The 16,798-nt window shown below is 69.2% G+C and carries 19 protein-coding genes; 12 read left to right on the top strand and 7 right to left on the bottom strand.

What is annotated here, in order from left to right; genetic code table 11:
- Positions 1–28: 28 nt before the first annotated feature.
- From tsaE to groL, 6 genes are all read left to right on the top strand, one after another.
- Positions 29–448 (top strand): tRNA (adenosine(37)-N6)-threonylcarbamoyltransferase complex ATPase subunit type 1 TsaE, encoded by a 420-nt coding sequence (tsaE, locus tag V1Y59_RS04725; RefSeq protein ID WP_330503862.1) that lies wholly within the window; start codon positions 29–31, stop codon positions 446–448.
- A complete protein-coding gene (gene tsaB, locus V1Y59_RS04730) occupies positions 433–1,140 on the top strand; it encodes a tRNA (adenosine(37)-N6)-threonylcarbamoyltransferase complex dimerization subunit type 1 TsaB (protein ID WP_330503689.1) in 708 nt (235 codons plus the stop codon). Before tsaE ends, tsaB begins: the two co-directional genes overlap by 16 nt.
- Positions 1,137–1,640, top strand: a complete 504-nt coding sequence (gene rimI, locus V1Y59_RS04735) for a ribosomal protein S18-alanine N-acetyltransferase (RefSeq protein WP_330503690.1) — start codon at positions 1,137–1,139, stop codon at positions 1,638–1,640. Before tsaB ends, rimI begins: the two co-directional genes overlap by 4 nt.
- Positions 1,637–2,689 carry a tRNA (adenosine(37)-N6)-threonylcarbamoyltransferase complex transferase subunit TsaD gene (tsaD, locus tag V1Y59_RS04740; RefSeq protein ID WP_330503691.1) on the top strand — a complete coding sequence of 351 codons (1,053 nt, stop codon included), beginning with the start codon at positions 1,637–1,639 and terminating at the stop codon, positions 2,687–2,689. Before rimI ends, tsaD begins: the two co-directional genes overlap by 4 nt.
- A gap of 193 nt (positions 2,690–2,882) precedes the next feature.
- Positions 2,883–3,182 carry a co-chaperone GroES gene (gene groES / locus V1Y59_RS04745; RefSeq protein ID WP_006334733.1) on the top strand — a complete coding sequence of 100 codons (300 nt, stop codon included), beginning with the start codon at positions 2,883–2,885 and terminating at the stop codon, positions 3,180–3,182.
- A 96-nt stretch (positions 3,183–3,278) separates the two neighbouring features.
- Positions 3,279–4,892 carry a chaperonin GroEL gene (gene groL, locus V1Y59_RS04750; protein ID WP_330503692.1) on the top strand — a complete coding sequence of 538 codons (1,614 nt, stop codon included), beginning with the start codon at positions 3,279–3,281 and terminating at the stop codon, positions 4,890–4,892.
- Between the two features lie 179 nt (positions 4,893–5,071).
- Here groL and V1Y59_RS04755 read toward each other — a convergent pair whose 3' ends face one another.
- Positions 5,072–5,368, bottom strand: a complete 297-nt coding sequence (locus V1Y59_RS04755) for a WhiB family transcriptional regulator (RefSeq protein ID WP_129911804.1) — start codon at positions 5,366–5,368, stop codon at positions 5,072–5,074.
- A 498-nt stretch (positions 5,369–5,866) separates the two neighbouring features.
- Here V1Y59_RS04755 and V1Y59_RS04760 point away from each other — a divergent pair, with 498 nt between their 5' ends.
- The 3 genes from V1Y59_RS04760 (at position 5,867) to V1Y59_RS04770 (ending at position 8,202) form a co-directional block, all read left to right on the top strand.
- Positions 5,867–6,595 (top strand): hypothetical protein, encoded by a 729-nt coding sequence (locus V1Y59_RS04760; protein WP_330503693.1) that lies wholly within the window; start codon positions 5,867–5,869, stop codon positions 6,593–6,595.
- Positions 6,596–6,686: 91 nt separating this feature from the next.
- The gene (gene shbA / locus V1Y59_RS04765; protein ID WP_330503694.1) at positions 6,687–7,274 is read left to right on the top strand and encodes an RNA polymerase sigma factor ShbA; all 588 of its coding nucleotides are present in this window, start codon (positions 6,687–6,689) and stop codon (positions 7,272–7,274) included.
- Positions 7,258–8,202: an anti-sigma-D factor RsdA gene (locus tag V1Y59_RS04770; protein ID WP_330503695.1), complete on the top strand. Its 945-nt coding sequence runs from the start codon at positions 7,258–7,260 to the stop codon at positions 8,200–8,202. The genes shbA and V1Y59_RS04770 overlap by 17 nt, the downstream gene beginning before the upstream one ends.
- 62 nt (positions 8,203–8,264) lie before the next feature.
- Here V1Y59_RS04770 and V1Y59_RS04775 read toward each other — a convergent pair whose 3' ends face one another.
- A complete protein-coding gene (locus tag V1Y59_RS04775) occupies positions 8,265–8,654 on the bottom strand; it encodes a DUF5319 domain-containing protein (protein ID WP_330430546.1) in 390 nt (129 codons plus the stop codon).
- A 132-nt stretch (positions 8,655–8,786) separates the two neighbouring features.
- Between V1Y59_RS04775 and guaB the strand changes: the two genes are divergently transcribed.
- Positions 8,787–10,298: an IMP dehydrogenase gene (gene guaB / locus V1Y59_RS04780; RefSeq protein ID WP_330503696.1), complete on the top strand. Its 1,512-nt coding sequence runs from the start codon at positions 8,787–8,789 to the stop codon at positions 10,296–10,298.
- A 67-nt stretch (positions 10,299–10,365) separates the two neighbouring features.
- A complete protein-coding gene (locus V1Y59_RS04785; RefSeq protein WP_330503697.1) occupies positions 10,366–11,526 on the top strand; it encodes a GuaB3 family IMP dehydrogenase-related protein in 1,161 nt (386 codons plus the stop codon).
- Positions 11,527–11,631: 105 nt separating this feature from the next.
- Here the strand turns inward: V1Y59_RS04785 and V1Y59_RS04790 are convergent, their stop codons facing one another.
- Genes V1Y59_RS04790 through V1Y59_RS04800 form a run of 3 tightly spaced genes read right to left on the bottom strand, consistent with a single transcriptional unit; the run spans position 11,632 to position 13,544 of the window.
- Positions 11,632–12,234 carry a CbiQ family ECF transporter T component gene (locus V1Y59_RS04790; protein WP_330503698.1) on the bottom strand — a complete coding sequence of 201 codons (603 nt, stop codon included), beginning with the start codon at positions 12,232–12,234 and terminating at the stop codon, positions 11,632–11,634.
- Complete coding sequence (locus tag V1Y59_RS04795) at positions 12,231–12,905, bottom strand: energy-coupling factor ABC transporter ATP-binding protein (protein ID WP_330430542.1); 675 nt, start codon at positions 12,903–12,905, stop codon at positions 12,231–12,233. The genes V1Y59_RS04790 and V1Y59_RS04795 overlap by 4 nt, the downstream gene beginning before the upstream one ends.
- Before the next feature lie 27 nt (positions 12,906–12,932).
- Positions 12,933–13,544 (bottom strand): biotin transporter BioY, encoded by a 612-nt coding sequence (locus V1Y59_RS04800; protein WP_330503699.1) that lies wholly within the window; start codon positions 13,542–13,544, stop codon positions 12,933–12,935.
- A gap of 43 nt (positions 13,545–13,587) precedes the next feature.
- Here V1Y59_RS04800 and guaA point away from each other — a divergent pair, with 43 nt between their 5' ends.
- On the top strand, positions 13,588–15,168 hold the full coding sequence (guaA, locus tag V1Y59_RS04805) for a glutamine-hydrolyzing GMP synthase (RefSeq protein ID WP_330503700.1): 1,581 nt from the start codon (positions 13,588–13,590) through the stop codon (positions 15,166–15,168).
- Between the two features lie 3 nt (positions 15,169–15,171).
- Here guaA and V1Y59_RS04810 read toward each other — a convergent pair whose 3' ends face one another.
- Positions 15,172–15,396 carry a hypothetical protein gene (locus V1Y59_RS04810; RefSeq protein WP_330503701.1) on the bottom strand — a complete coding sequence of 75 codons (225 nt, stop codon included), beginning with the start codon at positions 15,394–15,396 and terminating at the stop codon, positions 15,172–15,174.
- Positions 15,393–16,793, bottom strand: coding sequence for a PspC domain-containing protein (locus V1Y59_RS04815; protein WP_330503702.1), 1,401 nt, complete (start codon positions 16,791–16,793; stop codon positions 15,393–15,395). The genes V1Y59_RS04810 and V1Y59_RS04815 overlap by 4 nt, the downstream gene beginning before the upstream one ends.
- Positions 16,794–16,798 lie beyond the last annotated feature (5 nt).

The raw sequence follows: 16,798 nt of genomic DNA on the forward strand, positions 1-16,798 counted from the left end.
CCAGCCGGCGACGGCCGGTGCCCGGACGCTGCCGGACGTGGGCGACACCGAGGCGCTCGGTCGGGAGCTGGCCACCCAACTGCAGGCCGGTGACCTGGTGATCCTCGACGGCCCACTGGGGGCGGGGAAGACCGCGATGACCCGCGGGATCGCGGCCGGCCTCGGGGTCGTCGGCCGGGTGTCGTCACCCACGTTCATCATCGCCCGCGAGCACCGCGCGGCACAGCCGGGACGGCCCGGCATGATCCACGTCGACGCCTACCGTCTGGGGGGTCTCGACGAACTCGACGCCCTCGACCTCGACACCGACCTGGCCGACTCCGTCGTCGTGGTCGAGTGGGGCGAAGGGGTGGCCGAACGCCTGGCCGAGCGCCACCTGCGTGTCCGCCTCACCCGGGCGCCGGAGTCCGAGGTCCGTGACGCCGAGTGGGAATGGGTGGAACGCTGATGTACGTCCTGGCGATCGACACGTCCACCGACGCGGTGGTCGCCGGTGTCGCACGACTGCCCGCCGACGGTGCCCCCGAGGTCCTGGCCGACCGCGCCGTCTCCGACGGCCGCCGCCACGCCGAGGTCCTCACCAGCCTCATCGGCGAAGCTCTCGAGCAGGCCGGCGTCCGCCGCGACGACCTCGGCGCGGTGATCGTCGGATGCGGCCCCGGGCCGTTCACCGGTCTGCGCGTCGGGATGGCGACCGGCGCGGCTTTCGGTGACGCCCTCGGGCTGCCCGTGTACGGCGTCTGCTCGGCGGACGCCATCGCCGCCCACGAGCAGTCGGCAACCGACCCCACGTCGATGCTGGTCGTGACCGATGCACGTCGCCGCGAGATCTACTGGGCCACCTACGAACAGGGGCGACGGACAACCGGCCCGGCAGTGGGCGCGCCGGCGGATGTGGTCGCCGAACTGGCCGGCGCCCCGATCGACGTCGTCGTCGGTTCGCCCGCGCACACCGGCCTGTTCGGACGACCGATCGGTTCGGCCGAAGTGCCGACGGTGGCCGGACTCGCCTCCGTGGCCGCCGGCGACCTCCGAAGTGGTGCGCAGCCGGAACCGTTGATCCCGCTGTACCTGCGTCGACCCGACGCGGTCGAACGTGCGCCGCGGCGACCTGCGCAACCGGCGGAGGTGAGCCGGTGACGACCTCCGAACTGATCGTCGACGATCTCGGCCATGCCGACATCCCCCGCTGTGCCGCGCTGGAGATCGTCATGTTCGCCGACGACTCACCCTGGCCGGTCGCGGCGTTCCGCGCCGAACTCAATGCGCCGTACAACCGGTACTTCGCGGCCCGAGAGGCCCCTGGTGGGCCGGTCGTCGGCTATGCGGGCATCTCCACGCTGGGATCGCCGGGCGACCTCGAGTGCGAGATACACACCATCGCCGTCGCCCCGACCCATCGCGGCCGGGGATACGGGCGCGCGTTGCTGGCCGCGCTGCTGGCGGTCGCCGACGACTGCGGCGCCCCGGTGTATCTCGAGGTCCGCACCGACAACGACACGGCGATCGAACTGTACGAGCGCAACGGCTTCGTCCGATCCGGAGTCCGCCGCAACTACTATCAACCGTCCGGCGCAGACGCGTACACCATGATCCGTCCCGCCGCCGCGTCGACGCAGTCACCCGGGAGTGCCCCATGATCGTGATGGGAATCGAGAGTTCGTGCGACGAGACCGGAGTGGGCATCGTCCGGTGGGAGCCCGACGGCATCGGCGACGGTGGCCGGGGCACCGCCACACTGCTGGCCGACGAGGTCGCCTCCAGCGTCGACGAGCATGCCCGGTTCGGGGGCGTGGTCCCCGAGATCGCCTCGCGCGCACACCTCGAGGCGATCGTGCCGACCATGCAACGCGCGCGGGCAGCCGCCGACATCGACCGCCCGGACGCCATCGCGGTCACCATCGGACCCGGCCTCGCCGGCGCACTGCTGGTCGGTGTGGCGGCGGCGAAGGCCTACGCGCTCGCGTGGGACGTGCCGCTGTTCGCGATGAATCATCTCGGCGGACATGTCGCGGTGGACACGCTCGAGCACGGGCCGATGCCCGAATGTGTCGCCCTGCTCGTGTCCGGGGGACACACCCATCTCCTCCACGTCACCGACCTGGCACGGCCCATCACCGAACTCGGCACCACCGTGGACGACGCCGCGGGCGAGGCCTTCGACAAGGTCGCCCGTCTGCTCGACCTCGGCTTCCCGGGTGGCCCCGCCCTGGATCGGGCCGCGGCCGCCGGAGATCCGGGCGCCATCGCGTTCCCGCGCGGTATGACCGGCCCGCGCGACGCCCGATACGACTTCTCGTTCAGCGGACTCAAGACCGCCGTCGCCCGGCACGTCGAGAAATGTGAGCGGTCCGGTACCGCGGTGTCGGTCCCGGATGTCGCCGCCTCGTTCCAGGAAGCCGTTGCCGACGTGCTCACCATGAAGGCCATCCGTGCGTGTACCGATCTCGGTGTCGACACGCTGGTGCTCGGCGGCGGGGCGACCGCCAATTCCCGTATCCGGTCGATGGCGCAGGAGCGCTGCGCCGACGCGGGGGTCACCCTGCGGGTGCCCAGGCCGCGCCTGTGCACCGACAACGGCGTGATGATCGCGACCCTCGGTGCCCATGTGATCGGTGGTGGCGCCGAGCCGTCACCACTGACCGTCGCCACCGACCCCGGGATGTCGGTGCAGGTCAGCCAGCTGTGAGCGAGGCCGGCTCCGCTGTCGGAGAATTTCGCAGCCTCCGCCCTTGAGTGCTGGCACTCTCGTGTATAGAGTGCTAGTGGCACTGTGATGAAGCCTCGTACACCCGCGACGGCGGGGTTTCGGCCCAGGGCCAATGAACGTGCAATTCGATTCATCGTTCAACAACTCAGTACGAAAGTTGAGGAACCACATCGTGGCGAGCGTGAACATCAAGCCGCTTGAGGACAAGATCCTGGTGCAGGCCGTGGAGGCAGAGACGACCACCGCGTCCGGTCTGGTCATCCCGGACACCGCCAAGGAGAAGCCCCAGGAGGGCACCGTCATCGCCGTCGGCGAGGGCCGGGTCACCGAGCAGGGCAACCGCGTCCCCGTCGACGTCAAGGAAGGTGACACCGTCATCTACAGCAAGTACGGCGGCACCGAGATCAAGTACGCCGGTGAGGAGTACCTGATCCTGTCGGCACGCGACGTGCTGGCCGTCATCGGCAAGTAAGACCCACGAACTCTTCCGTGTGTCTGCCGCCCCGGTGCCCTCGTCGGGCGCCGGGGCGGTGCCATTTCTCCCGAACTCCGGACCGAGAAAGAGATCATGCCCAAACAGATTGAATTCGACGATGTAGCGCGCCGCGCCCTCGAGCGCGGCATCAACCAGCTGGCCGACACGGTCAAGGTCACCCTGGGGCCGCGCGGCCGTCATGTCGTGCTGGCCAAGGCCTTCGGCGGACCGAATGTCACCAACGACGGCGTCACCATCGCTCGCGACGTCGACCTCGAGGACCCCTTCGAGAACCTCGGCGCCCAGCTCGTCAAGTCCGTCGCCACCAAGACCAACGACGTTGCCGGAGACGGCACCACCACAGCGACCGTGCTGGCCCAGGCAATGGTGTCGGCCGGCCTGCGCAACGTGGCCGCCGGCGTCAACCCCATCGCGCTCGGTGCCGGCATCGGCAAGGCTGCCGACGCGATCGACGCAGAACTGCTGCGGGCGGCGACCCCCGTCGACGGCGAGAAGGCCATCGCACAGGTCGCCACCGTCTCCTCGCGCGACGAAGAGGTCGGCGAGATGGTCGCCAAGGCCATGTCCCGCGTCGGTGCCGACGGTGTCGTCACCGTCGAGGAGGGGTCCGGCCTGTCCACCGACCTCGACGTCACCGAGGGCGTGCAGTTCGACAAGGGCTACCTGTCCCCGTACTTCGTGACCGATCCCGACAGCCAGGAAGCGGTCCTCGAAGACGCTCTGGTGCTGCTCTACCGCGACAAGATCAGCTCACTGCCCGATTTCCTGCCGCTGCTGGAGAAGGTCGCGGGCGAGGGCAAGTCGTTGCTGATCATCGCCGAGGACGTCGAAGGCGAGCCACTGTCGACGCTGGTGGTCAACTCCATCCGCAAGACGATCAAGGCCGTCGCCGTGAAGGCGCCGTTCTTCGGTGACCGCCGCAAGGCGTTCCTGGAGGATCTGGCCGTCGTCACCGGCGGCACGGTGATCTCCTCGGACATCGGCCTCAGCCTGTCCGAGGCGGGCCTCGACCTGCTCGGCACGGTCCGCCGCGTCGTCGTCACCAAGGACACCACGACGCTGGTCGAGGGTGCCGGGACCTCCGACGACATCGCCAAGCGCGCCGAACAGCTCCGCCGCGAGATCGAGCAGAGCGACTCCGATTGGGATCGTGAGAAGCTCGCCGAGCGGCTGGCGAAGCTGGCCGGCGGTGTCGCGGTGATCCGTGTGGGTGCCGCCACCGAGACCGCGCTCAAGGAGCGCAAGCATCGTGTCGAGGACGCGGTGGCCGCGGCGAAGGCAGCCGTCGAGGAGGGAATCATCGCCGGCGGTGGTACTGCGATCGTGCAGGCGACAAAGGTGCTCGACGAGCTGGCCGCCGGTCTGCCCGACGACGAGGCACTCGGCGTCCGTGTCGTGCGCGACGCCGCCCGTGCCCCGCTGTTCTGGATCGCGTCCAACGCGGGCGTCGACGGCTCGGTCGTGGTGAGCCGGGTGGCCGACTTCGAGCCGGGCCACGGTTTCAACGCCGCGACCCTCGAATACGGCGACCTGCTCGCCGACGGGATCATCGACCCCGTCAAGGTGACCCGCTCCGCGGTTCTGAACGCCGCCTCGGTGGCGCGCATGGTGCTCACCACCGAGACCGCCATCACCGACCGCCCCGAGGAGGGCGCCGACGATCACGGTCACGGGCACGCGCACTGAGCTGCCGCCCGGTCCCTGAGGAGCGAGGCCGGCCCGCACCCTGCCTCTGAGGGGCGAGGCGCTGGCCGAGCGTCACGAAGGGCCGGGCCCGAGAACGCCAATGGGGGCATCGATCCATCGGATCGATGCCCCCATTGGCGTTCAGAGACCGGCTTCGGAGAGCTCGGCGAGTGACGACGCTAGCTGGCGATGCGGCGTCCGACGCCACGCTTCATCAGCATGCTGCGCTCCGACTCGGAGAGGCCGCCCCAGATGCCGTACGGTTCGGCGACCGCCAGTGCGTGCTCGCGGCACTGTGCGATGACCGGGCACTGATGGCACATCTCCTTCGCGCGACGTTCGCGCTGTGCCCGGGCGCGCCCTCGTTCGCCGTCCGGGTGGAAGAACATGGACGAATCCACGCCGCGGCACAGGCCCTGCATTTGCCAGTCCCAGATATCGGCATTCGGACCAGGGAGATGATTCGGCTGAGGCATGACAGCGACTCCTTGTCTGCGTGGGTGGCACTCGTTTTCAGCGGCGCAAGCACACAGTAGGCAAGCAGGAGAAATGCAGTCAATCCCGCCAAATCAAGGGTCAACGATGGTGAAACTTCCAGAAATGTTAACGCTGCGTTGACTGCCCGGTGGGGAGTAGCACATCGACTCGGTATGGGACATCCGCCCCTCCCTTCGGTGCATCGCACCCCGGTTGAACTGCGCATTTACTTGGCGCACGGCGGATTTCGCGGTCCCATCGGGTGCGTGACAGCAAGGTGACGAGAGGGCGTGCAAGTAACATCCACGAAACTCAGTGCTTATTCATGTGTGACCTCTGGTCCGGATTAATGTTTGTGACCGTAGGTTAAATTCATGCTAACTGGAACAGGTTACAGTCGATTTTCGAGAATTGCGGAATGTCGAAAAACAGGGTGTGAAATGGGCGAATGCTCCTTCGGGTACCAGGGGTGGCGGGATGCGGTCGAGGAGGGAGGTATGGGTCACACCGCGGCTGCCTTCGCCATTCTGGAGTCCGTCGTCCGTTCCGCGCGGCCGGCCGGCGACACCGCTCTCGAGTCGCTGGCACTGTCCACCCGCGCCTCACTGCTGCGTCAGGCGGGTCGTCATGTCGAGGCCGCAGGTGTCGACGGCCATGCCCTCGCGGTGGTCGGGTGCGCACGCCCGGGGCCGACGGCCGAGCATCGTGCAGCGATCCTCGACGGGCTCGTCGGCCTGGCCGCCGACCACCTCGGCCAGCTACACCTCGGAGCCACACGGCGTCTGCTGGGTCGCGCGCGCGAGCTCGCAGACGACGATGACCCCGGGTGGATGGCGGGGCGGCGTCCGCGGCTCCGGATCGAGTGGGTGACGGCGGAGCTCGCGATGTACGCCGGTGACGGGCCGGGCGCCGCGACCCATGCCGACGCCGCGGTGGCACTGTGCCGAGCCGCCGACACCCCCGTCCGTCACGTGGTCAAGACAATGCTCATATCTGCAGCTGCCGCCGCGTCTGCCGGAGATGTCCGCACCGCGGTGGAGCGCGCCGCCGAGGTGACCGAACGTGCCCGGGCGGAAGGGCTCCTGCCGCTGGAGTGGGCGGCGCTGGCCCTCCGGCACGGTCTCGACCCGGCGGACGCGGAGGTCGGGGCCGGACTGTCGGACGCACGTGCGCAACTCGTCCGGCACGGGGTGCCTTTCGTCGGCGACGCGACCGGCGGTGGGTGACCCGACCGGGCGAGGCAATCGCTAAGGTGACGTGGGTACGAGAGCGCCAAGCAACACCACCACACATGTAACACGGGGATCTCAGCTGACGATGAAACTGACGGGTGTTGAGCTGGACGAGGCCGTCCGCGCCGCAGGGCAGGGCGATCGTGCCGCGCTCACGTCAGTTCTCGAAAGTGTGCAGGACCCGATCCTGCGCTACTGCCGAGGGCGAATTGGAGTCGGAGAACGCCATCTGTTCTCCGCCGACGATATCGCGCAGGAGGCGTTGATGGCGGTGATGACAGCACTGCCCAGGTACCAGGACCAGGGCAGGCCGTTCATGGCCTTTGTGTACGGCATCGCCGCACACAAGGTCGCCGACGCCATGCGGGTCGCCGGTCGGGTCAAGTCCGACCCGGTGGAGACGCTGCCGGAGGCGGTGTCGTTCACCGGTGGACCCGAGCAGATGGCCCTCAACTCCGACGCCAGTCGCCGCATGCGGGCACTCCTGGGGATACTGCCGGAAAAGCAGCGGGAGGTGCTCGTCCTGCGGCTGGTGGTCGGGCTTTCGGCCGAGGAGACGGCCGACGCCATAGACAGCACGCCGGGGGCGGTCCGGGTGGCCCAACACCGGGCTCTGGCGAAGTTGAAGAACGAACTGAGGAAGGCAGGTGAGGTCGATGAACGACGAGCGTGAACCTGCCGACCCCGGGCAGAAGGGGGGTGCGGAGATGAACGAACCGATCGACATGACGTCGGTACACCTCGACGACCAGTTCATCGAGGCACTCTCGCACGACCGGCCCGTGGCGACCCGCGACGACGCCGAGTACCAGTTGGCGGAACTGTTGTCCGGGTGGCGACATGACGTGATGGCCGAGCCGCTGCCGGTGCTGCCGACGGTGGACGAGGTCGAGTCCGCGATCGCGGCCGGCGAGCGTGCCGAACGCGGGCGCGGCGTCGTACGTCATCTGCGGGTGGCCTCCGGTGTGGCCGCAGTCGTCGTGATCGCCTGCGCCGGACTCACCGTCCTGGCCGAGGGTTCATCCCCCGGTGACCCCCTGTGGGGCGTCAAGAAGGTGGTGTTCGCCGAGGCGGCCAGCGAGACCCAGGCCGCGATGGACGTCCAGTCCGACCTGGAGCGGGCGGAGGCGGCCATGGCCGCCGGTGACGCCGACGAGGCGGCCGAACTGATCGCGAAGGCCGAGAAGCAGATGGGGCCGCTCCGCGATGTCGAGACCCGCGATCGTATGAACGAGTGGATGAAGCGGCTCAAGGCGGACACCGATTCCGCGAAGTCCGCGTCGTCGTCGGCATCTGCCGGGGCGCCGGGAGTGACCTCGGCGCCCGGGGAGACGTCCGGTCCCACGGCCCCACCCAACGACCTACGCCGACAGGGCGACCCGAGCAATTCGGTGACCGTGACCGTGCCCACCCCGGGCAATCCGCCGCCGGCCACGTCGGGACCGGACACCCCGACGGGCGAGCCCTCGACGACGCCGCCGGAGGAGCCGGCCCCGGTGCCGACGACGACTCCGACCCCGACCTCGTCGTCGGTCCCGCCGCCCGGTCAGTCGCCGCCGCCCATCACGACCACGACGACCACCCCGTTCTGGTTCTGGTGAGATCGTTCCGCCCGTCGGCGGGTGATCGGCGTCAGCTGATGACAGACGTCAGCTGGTGATTCTCAGCGATCGTCGTCCATGTGGGCCCGGGCATCCGCGTAACCGCGGCAGTAGTCCCAGGTCACATAGGCGTCCGGACGCGGGTCGACGGCCGGTTCGTGCGGCCGGACCGTGCCGTCGATGAGCAACTGCAGCAGGTTGGCGCGCAGCATGTCCCAGTCGTGATAGTGATCCTCGTGGCAGTCCTCACACACCACGACCAGTCCGCGGACCCCGCGGTGGGCCAAAAGCGCCTCGTACACGGCAAGATCGGCGAGATCCTCTTCGACCGCGACCCGCTCGTTCTCGTCGAGCGGGATGCCCGGTTCCACCGAGTCGAGTGCCGACGCCGGGTCGCTGGGGTCGTCGGCGAACGGATCGGGCGGCAGGCCGGGGGGTAGGTGGTCACGCACACCACCACGGTAACCGATCAACTGGCCCCGATGGAGCGAGGACTCCACAGGCCTGTTCGTCCGGATGAATGGGTTCGCGCGACCGTCGCAGGGTGAGCCCGGACACGCACGGCATGCCGATACCATGGAGAGATGACTGCAGTGCGCACCGGTGGAGACGACCCCGGCAAGGTCGCGATGCTCGGCCTCACCTTCGACGACGTCCTGTTGCTGCCCTCGGCGTCCGACGTCATCCCCAGCGACGTGGACACCTCGTCGCGGGTCACCAAGGACATCACTCTCAAGGTGCCCCTGGTGAGCTCGGCGATGGACACCGTCACCGAGGCCCGGATGGCCATCGCGATGGCGCGTGCCGGCGGGATGGGCGTTCTGCACCGCAATCTGTCGATCGAGGACCAGGCCGGGCAGGTCGAGACGGTGAAGCGGTCCGAGGCCGGGATGGTCACCGATCCGGTCACCTGCTCGCCGAGCCACACCCTGGCCGAGGTCGACGCGATGTGCGCGCGCTACCGGATCTCCGGTCTCCCCGTGGTCGATACGTCGGGAGAACTCGTCGGCATCATCACCAACCGCGACATGCGCTTCGAGGTCGACCAGTCACGACCGGTGTCCGAGGTGATGACCAAGGCGCCGTTGATCACCGCCCAGGAGGGCGTCTCGGCGGAGGCGGCGCTCGGCCTGCTGCGCCGCAACAAGGTGGAGAAGCTGCCGATCGTCGACGGCAACGGCAAGCTCACCGGCCTGATCACGGTGAAGGACTTCGTCAAGACCGAGCAGCATCCGCTGGCGACCAAGGACGCCGACGGCCGCCTGCTCGTCGGTGCGGCGGTGGGAACCGGTGAGCCACAATGGAACCGGGCGATGGCGTTGGCGGATGCCGGGGCCGACGTGGTCATCGTCGACACCGCGCATGCGCACAACCGGCTCGTCCTCGACATGGTGGCCAAGCTCAAGGCCGAGGTGGGGGACCGGGTACAGGTCGTCGGCGGCAACGTCGCGACCCGGGAAGCGGCACTCGCCCTCGTCGAGGCCGGCGCCGACGCCGTCAAGGTGGGGGTCGGACCGGGCTCCATCTGCACCACCCGGGTCGTCGCGGGAGTCGGTGCGCCGCAGATCACCGCCATCCTCGAGGCCGTCGCGGTCTGCAAGCAGCACGACGTTCCGGTGATCGCCGACGGCGGTCTGCAGTACTCGGGCGACATCGCCAAGGCCCTCGCCGCCGGTGCGTCGACCGCCATGCTCGGCTCGCTGCTGGCCGGCACCGCCGAAGCGCCCGGTGAGCTGATCCTGGTCAACGGCAAGCAGTTCAAGAGCTACCGCGGCATGGGCTCGCTGGGCGCCATGCAGGGACGCGGCCAGGGCAAGTCCTACTCCAAGGATCGCTACTTCCAGGACGACGTGCTGGCCGAGGAGAAGCTGGTGCCCGAGGGCATCGAGGGCCGTGTGCCGTTCCGCGGGCCGCTCGGCCAGGTCATCCACCAACTCGTCGGCGGCCTGCGCGCCGCGATGGGCTACACCGGGTCGTCGAGCATCTCCGACCTGCACGACGCACGCTTCGTCCAGATCACCGCTGCGGGCCTCAAGGAATCGCACCCGCACGACATCACCCTCACCACCGAAGCGCCCAACTACTATTCCCGCTGAAGCCCGTTGCGACCCGGTTCACCCGGGTGCGACGGCGACCTCCAACGCGTAGCAGAAAGGCGCAACGGTGCGTGACCTCGTCGACATCGGCATGGGGCGGACGGCCCGACGGACGTTCGAACTCGATGACATCAGTATCGTCCCGTCCCGGCGGACCCGGTCATCGAAGGATGTGTCGACCGCGTGGCAGATCGATGCCTACCGGTTCGAATCACCGATCCTGAGTCATCCCACCGATGCGCTGGTGTCGCCGGCGGCCGCGATCGAACTCGGGCGTCTCGGCGCACTGGGCGTGATCAACGGGGAAGGTCTGTGGGCCCGGCATCGCGACGTCGATGCGAAGATCGAGGAACTCGTCGCCCTCGCCGCCGACGATCCCGATCCGTCGGCCGCGGTACGGCTTCTGCAACAACTGCATTCGGCGCCACTGGACACCAAGCTGCTCGGGGAGGCGGTCGCGGCCGTGCGTGACGCGGGTGTGACGACGGCCGTGCGGGTCAGTCCGCAACATGCTCCCGAGCTCACCCCGGCACTCCTCGAGGCGGGTGTCGAGATCCTCGTCGTACACGGGACGATCATCTCCGCCGAGCATGTGGCCCAGGCGGATCCGAACGACGGCCCGGTGCGTGAGCCACTCAACCTCAAGACGTTCATCGCCGAACTCGACATCCCCGTGATCGCCGGCGGCGTCCACGACCACCGCACCGCGCTGCACCTCATGCGCACCGGCGCGGCCGGCGTCATCGTCGGCTACGGCTCGGCGGAGGGTGCGACGACGACCGGCGAGGTCCTCGGCATCGGCGTGCCGATGGCCACCGCGATCGCCGACGCCGCCGCGGCCCGCCGCGAGTACCTCGACGAGACCGGCGGACGGTACGTCCACGTCATCGCAGACGGCGACATCCACACCTCCGGCGACCTCGCCAAGGCGATCGCGTGCGGCGCCGACGCCGCAGTGCTCGGCACCCCGCTCGCGGCGGCCGCGGAGGCGCCGGGCCGCGGTTGGTACTGGCCGTCGGCGGCGGCACATCCCGACACCCCGCGCGGCGCGCTGCTGCAGGTCGCGACCGACGAGGAGCGGCCGAGTCTGGAATGCGTGCTCACCGGACCGTCGCAGGACCCGTTCGGGGAGCTCAATCTGGTGGGTGCGCTTCGTCGTTCGATGGCCAAGGCCGGCTACAGCGACCTCAAGGAGTTCCAGAAGGTCGGTCTGACCGTCCACGTCTGACCCATCGCCGACTCCCGGCCGCGTCATCCGCGCAGCCGTCGGGTTCGCGCGCATGTCGCGACGTGCGCGGTTGGGTGGCCGCTGCGCGCGTTCTGCCGGACGCGGTCAGTCGAGGCCGCGGGCGATCAGGGTGTCGGCGAACCCATCCGCGGTTCGCAACGCGGTGATCACCACCGGGGCGACGAGAATCCGTGCGCCGGGGCGCAACCCGCGGGCCTTGCGCGCCTCGTCGACCTGACCGACGACCTCGACCATGAGCGGGATCGACCGGATCGCGAGCGCGAGCGACAGCGCCACGAGATCGATCCGGACGCCCACTTTTTCGAGTGGTCGCAGCCCGCGGACGATGGCGTCGAGGATCGCCGAGGTCCGGGTGGTCAGCGTGACGGCCGCGGCCATCGCGACCGACGCCGCGAGCACGGCGCACACCACCAGCGCCCGTTGCCAATCGGTGAAGATCACCTGGAACACGAAGACGAACAACACGATCCAGACCACCGGTCGCAGCTGGCGCCACGCCTCGCGGGGCCTGATGCCGCCCAGGGCGAACACACACACCACCGCGACGGCCAGGACCCCGACCGCGGTGACCGACCGGACGGTCAGACTGATCGCGAGGATGGCCGCGCCGAGGGCCGCCAGCTTGGGCCCGGCCGGCAGACGGTGCAGTGGGGAGCGCCCGGGCCGATAGACGCCCAGTGCACTCATGCCATCAACTCCCGGTAGGCGGCCACCGCGGCGGCAGGTTCGTCGTCGGCGACGACGCGGCCGTCATCGAGCACGATCACCCGGTCGTAGTCGGCGACCAGATCGAGATCATGCGTCAGCACCACCAGCTGCTCATCCAGCGTGGCGAAGACGTCGCGCAGCATCGATGAATTGCGCAGATCCAACAGCGTGGTCGGCTCGTCGGCGACCAGCACCGACGGGCCCGTCACGAGCACCGAGGCCAGCGCGAGCAACTGTTTCTGGCCGCCGGAGAGCTGATGGGCGGGATGATCGGCGTGACCGTCCAGCCCGAACTGGGCCAGCACCGCCGACGCCCGAGCAGACCGTTCGGCCCGATCGCGGACAGTGCGCGTGAGTGACAGTTCGATGTCCTCGACGACGGTCGGCATGATGATCTGCCGATCGGGATCGCTGAAGATGAAACCGACCTCACGTCGTACCCGGCGCTTCTCCCGCGTGGCATCGATCCCGTTGACCACCACCGAACCGCGATCCGGGACGACGAGTGCGTTGATCATCCGCGCCAACGTCGACTTCCCGCTGCCGTTCGCGCCGATGATGCCGATCCTGCGCTCGGACAGCACCAGGTCGATGTCGCGCAGGACGACCCGGTCGTCGTAGGCATGCCCGACACCGGAGAACTCGATCATCGATCGCCCTCGACCATGGCCAGGGGATCAGCGGCCGCGGCGCAGCCGGATCGGTGCGATCAGGCCGGGATAGGCGCGGTGGACCTGCGCGGCCACGAGCGCCGCGATCACGGACTTGGCGATGTCGCCGGGCACGTAGATGCCGTTAGTGGAGATCGCCGCCCACAGCGACAGGTCCGTGCGCAGCAGCAACCCGACGACCCCGCACGCGTAGATGACGACCATGCCGCCGACGATGTTGATGAGGATGCCCCAGATGACCCGGTAACGCGGCATCATCATCGCGGTGGCCAGGCCGATCACCACCACCGCCGGGAGGAAACCGACGAAGAAGCCGGCGGTCGGGGACGCGAGGGCGACCAATCCGCTGCGGCCACCAGCCAGGATCGGCAGCCCGGCGATGGCCAGGACGGCGAAGATGAGCACTGCGAGGGTTCCCTTGCGGGGACCGAGGATCGATCCGGCGAGCATCACGCCGAGGGTCTGCAGGGTGATCGGGACACCCGATGAGCCGATCGTGATGGTGCCGGGCAGTCCGAGCGCTGCGATCAGCGCGGCGAACACCGCTGCCTGCGTCAGGTCGGCCACCGACAGCGAGAGGCGTCGCGTCGACGAGGACGCGCCGGTGGTGTGGGACATGCCTGCATTATGTCTGGCGTCCTCACTCACTAAACTCGTCGGGGTGACGGTTTCTCCTGCCGACGGCCCCCGCCCCGTACTCGTGATCGACTTCGGGGCCCAGTACGCCCAGCTGATCGCCCGCCGGGTGCGTGAGGCGCGCATCTACTCCGAGGTCATCGGGCACGAGGCGCCCCTGGCCGAGATCAAGGCGCGCAACCCGGTCGCGCTGATCCTGTCGGGCGGCCCCGCATCGGTGTACGCCGAGGACGCGCCCAAGCTCGATCCCGGTGTGTTCGACCTCGGCGTCCCGGTGTTCGGCATCTGCTACGGATTCCAGGCGATGACCCAGGAGCTCGGTGGCGAGGTCGCCAACACCGGCGGCCGCGAGTTCGGGCGGACGACGTTGACCGTCACCGGCGAGGGCGTGCTGCACGAGGGGCTCACCGAGACCCAGCCGGTGTGGATGAGCCACAACGACGCGGTCCAGGTCGCGCCCGAGGGATTCTCGGTCACCGGTTCGACCCCCGGGGCGCCGGTCGCGGCGTTCGAGTGCGTCGAGCGGCAGATGGCCGGTGTGCAATATCACCCTGAGGTGCTGCACACCCCCCACGGACAGCAGGTTCTCACCCGGTTCCTCTACGAGATCGCGGATCTCGAGGCGGACTGGACGGCGGCGAACATCGCCGAGACCCTGATCGAAGCCGTCGCCGACCAGATCGGGGACGGCCTGGCCATCTGCGGTCTGTCCGGCGGTGTGGACTCCGCGGTCGCGGCTGCGCTCGTCCAACGCGCGATCGGCGAGCGCCTCACCTGTGTGTTCGTCGATCACGGACTCCTTCGGGCGGGGGAGCGTGAGCAGGTGCAGCACGATTTCGTCGCGGCGACCGGTGCGCGGCTGGTGACCGTCGACGCCGCGGAGACGTTCCTGTCCGAGCTCGCCGGGGTGAGCGATCCGGAGACCAAACGCAAGATCATCGGCCGGGAGTTCATCCGATCGTTCGAGGGGGCCGTCACCGATGTGCTCGGTGAGCACGCCTCAGACGGCGAGTCGGTCGACTTCCTGGTCCAGGGCACGCTCTATCCCGACGTCGTCGAGTCCGGCGGCGGCAGCGGGACCGCCAACATCAAGAGCCATCACAACGTCGGCGGTCTCCCGGACGACCTCGAGTTCTCGCTGGTGGAGCCGCTGCGGCTGCTGTTCAAGGACGAAGTGCGCGCGGTCGGCCGGGAGCTGGGTCTGCCGGAGGAGATCGTCGGTCGCCAGCCGTTCCCCGGCCCCGGTCTCGCCATCCGGATCGTCGGCGAGGTCACCGCGGACCGTCTGGCGTCGCTCCGGAAGGCTGACCTCATCGCGCGGGAAGAACTGACCGCGGCGGGCCTCGACGCGCAGATCTGGCAGTGCCCGGTGGTGCTCCTCGCCGATGTGCGCAGTGTCGGTGTCCAGGGCGACGGCCGCACCTACGGTCATCCGATCGTGTTGCGTCCGGTGTCGAGCGAGGACGCGATGACCGCGGACTGGACCCGGGTGCCCTACGAGGTCCTCGAGCTCATCTCCACCCGCATCACCAACGAGGTGCCCGACGTGAACCGCGTCGTGCTGGACGTGACGAGCAAGCCGCCGGGCACGATTGAATGGGAGTGACGGTCAGTGCCGCGACGACCGCGTCCCGGTGACGATCAGGATCAGACCGATCACCAGGCCCCCGGCGACCGCGATCCACCCGAGGTCGGCGGCCGGCGGCAGATCCGGTCCGCCCGCCAGCCCCCAGCCGGCGACCAGCAGTGCGGCGATCCCGAGGAGCACCAACCCCGGCGAACGGTGGCGGGTGTCCGGCGTCGCGCCGGCGGTGTTCGTGTCGTTCCCGGTCATCGGGTCACCTCCACATGTCCGACATTGGTCATCGCGTCGATCGTGAGAACCGGTCCGTCGGTACCGTCCCGGCCACCGTCGAGTCCCTCGGGGCAGACGTAGTCGCCGACGTTCGCGTCGCACGTCGCGCGGATGTTGGTGTTCTCGCCGACGAGGATCTCGATCTCGCCGATGCCGTTGCGCAGGTCGACCGTGCGATCGGCGGTCAGGTCGACGTCGCGGAGATCGAGCACCATCTTGCCCATCGTGAGTGTGTACTCATCCCGGATGTCGTTCTCGGCCACCGGAGTCCAGGTTCGTTCACCGACGCCGCCGGCCGGCAGGTCGAGCCGAACCGCGGACGTGGCCACCACTGCCGCGACCCCGAGGAGCAGTGCGATCGGCACGAGACCGGTGCTGTGACCGCCGGCCCGTCGACGACGGAGCCCTGCGATCACGAGGCCCGCGCCCACCACGGCCAGCGCCATCGAGATGATCCGCGCGGGGGTGAACCAATCGACCCCCACCTGGTGCAGGGCGGCACCGGCGGCGGCGACGATGACCGCGACACCCACGACGACGAGCGTCAAGGGCGAGCGGCGCTCCGACGGCGGCACGACCGCGTTCTCGGCGGCTGGTTCGGGCAGATCCCAGGCGAACCGGGCCGTTCCCAACGGGTCCCACGCGGGGGGCGTGCGCCGCGACTGGTCGGTCGTGGTCTCGCCGTACGCGCTGGGCGATACCGGGGGCGTACCCGCATCCGGCGTTCGGGCGGCCGTGGCGGGAGGGTTGAACGCGGTGGTCGCCGACGGGCCGGGCCACGATGTGCCGCCCGAGGTCCCCGATGTCACCCGACCGGATGACCCGATCGCGGGATCGGTCATCAACGAGCGCGGTATCCACGGCGTGAGCGCATCCCCCGGGCCCGGTGCCGGTGATCCCGACGCGGCGGGCGAGTGGGTGTCCGCACTGGTGCCCGCCGGCGGTTCCGGTGTGCGTTGATAGAGCAGCCACCAACCCAGCAGCATGAGGGCGGCGCCCAGCAGACCACCCGAACTCCACGTCGCGTTCGGTCCGAACGATGTCACCACGATGATGGCCAGCACGATCAGCAGGATGAGCTGCGGATTGCGGTGACGGAGATGGCTCGGCCGGTGTCCCAGGGCGTGGCCTGCGTTGCGGATCGACCCGAGCTCGTCGCGCTGTTTGTCCTCGCTCGGCATCGCCACCCAGGCCGCGATGTAGAGGATCAGGCCGCTGCCACCGAACAGCGTCGCCACCACGAACGCGATCTTCACCAACGTCGGATCGACGCGATACCGCAGGGCGAACCCCGCGCACACACCCGCGACGGTGCGGTTGGTGCTGGGACGGATCGGCCGGGTCGCCCACAATCCCTCGAGATGCTTGGTGTCCATGATGT

The sequence above is a fragment of the Gordonia prachuapensis genome (genome assembly GCF_036350515.1).
GTDB classification, from domain to species: Bacteria; Actinomycetota; Actinomycetes; order Mycobacteriales; family Mycobacteriaceae; genus Gordonia; species Gordonia prachuapensis.

Bases quoted from the DNA above. Each gene is read 5' to 3' on its own strand.
- tsaB (WP_330503689.1), top strand. From the start codon at position 433: ATGGGTGGAACGCTGATGTACGTCCTGGCGATCGACACGTCCACCGAC.
- tsaD (WP_330503691.1), top strand. From the start codon at position 1,637: ATGATCGTGATGGGAATCGAGAGTTCGTGCGACGAGACCGGAGTGGGC.
- groL (WP_330503692.1), top strand. From the start codon at position 3,279: ATGCCCAAACAGATTGAATTCGACGATGTAGCGCGCCGCGCCCTCGAG.
- V1Y59_RS04755 (WP_129911804.1), bottom strand. From the start codon at position 5,368: ATGCCTCAGCCGAATCATCTCCCTGGTCCGAATGCCGATATCTGGGAC.
- V1Y59_RS04760 (WP_330503693.1), top strand. From the start codon at position 5,867: ATGGGTCACACCGCGGCTGCCTTCGCCATTCTGGAGTCCGTCGTCCGT.
- shbA (WP_330503694.1), top strand. From the start codon at position 6,687: ATGAAACTGACGGGTGTTGAGCTGGACGAGGCCGTCCGCGCCGCAGGG.
- V1Y59_RS04770 (WP_330503695.1), top strand. From the start codon at position 7,258: ATGAACGACGAGCGTGAACCTGCCGACCCCGGGCAGAAGGGGGGTGCG.
- guaB (WP_330503696.1), top strand. From the start codon at position 8,787: ATGACTGCAGTGCGCACCGGTGGAGACGACCCCGGCAAGGTCGCGATG.
- V1Y59_RS04790 (WP_330503698.1), bottom strand. From the start codon at position 12,234: ATGAGTGCACTGGGCGTCTATCGGCCCGGGCGCTCCCCACTGCACCGT.
- V1Y59_RS04795 (WP_330430542.1), bottom strand. From the start codon at position 12,905: ATGATCGAGTTCTCCGGTGTCGGGCATGCCTACGACGACCGGGTCGTC.
- V1Y59_RS04800 (WP_330503699.1), bottom strand. From the start codon at position 13,544: ATGTCCCACACCACCGGCGCGTCCTCGTCGACGCGACGCCTCTCGCTG.
- V1Y59_RS04810 (WP_330503701.1), bottom strand. From the start codon at position 15,396: ATGACCGGGAACGACACGAACACCGCCGGCGCGACGCCGGACACCCGC.
- V1Y59_RS04815 (WP_330503702.1), bottom strand. From the start codon at position 16,793: ATGGACACCAAGCATCTCGAGGGATTGTGGGCGACCCGGCCGATCCGT.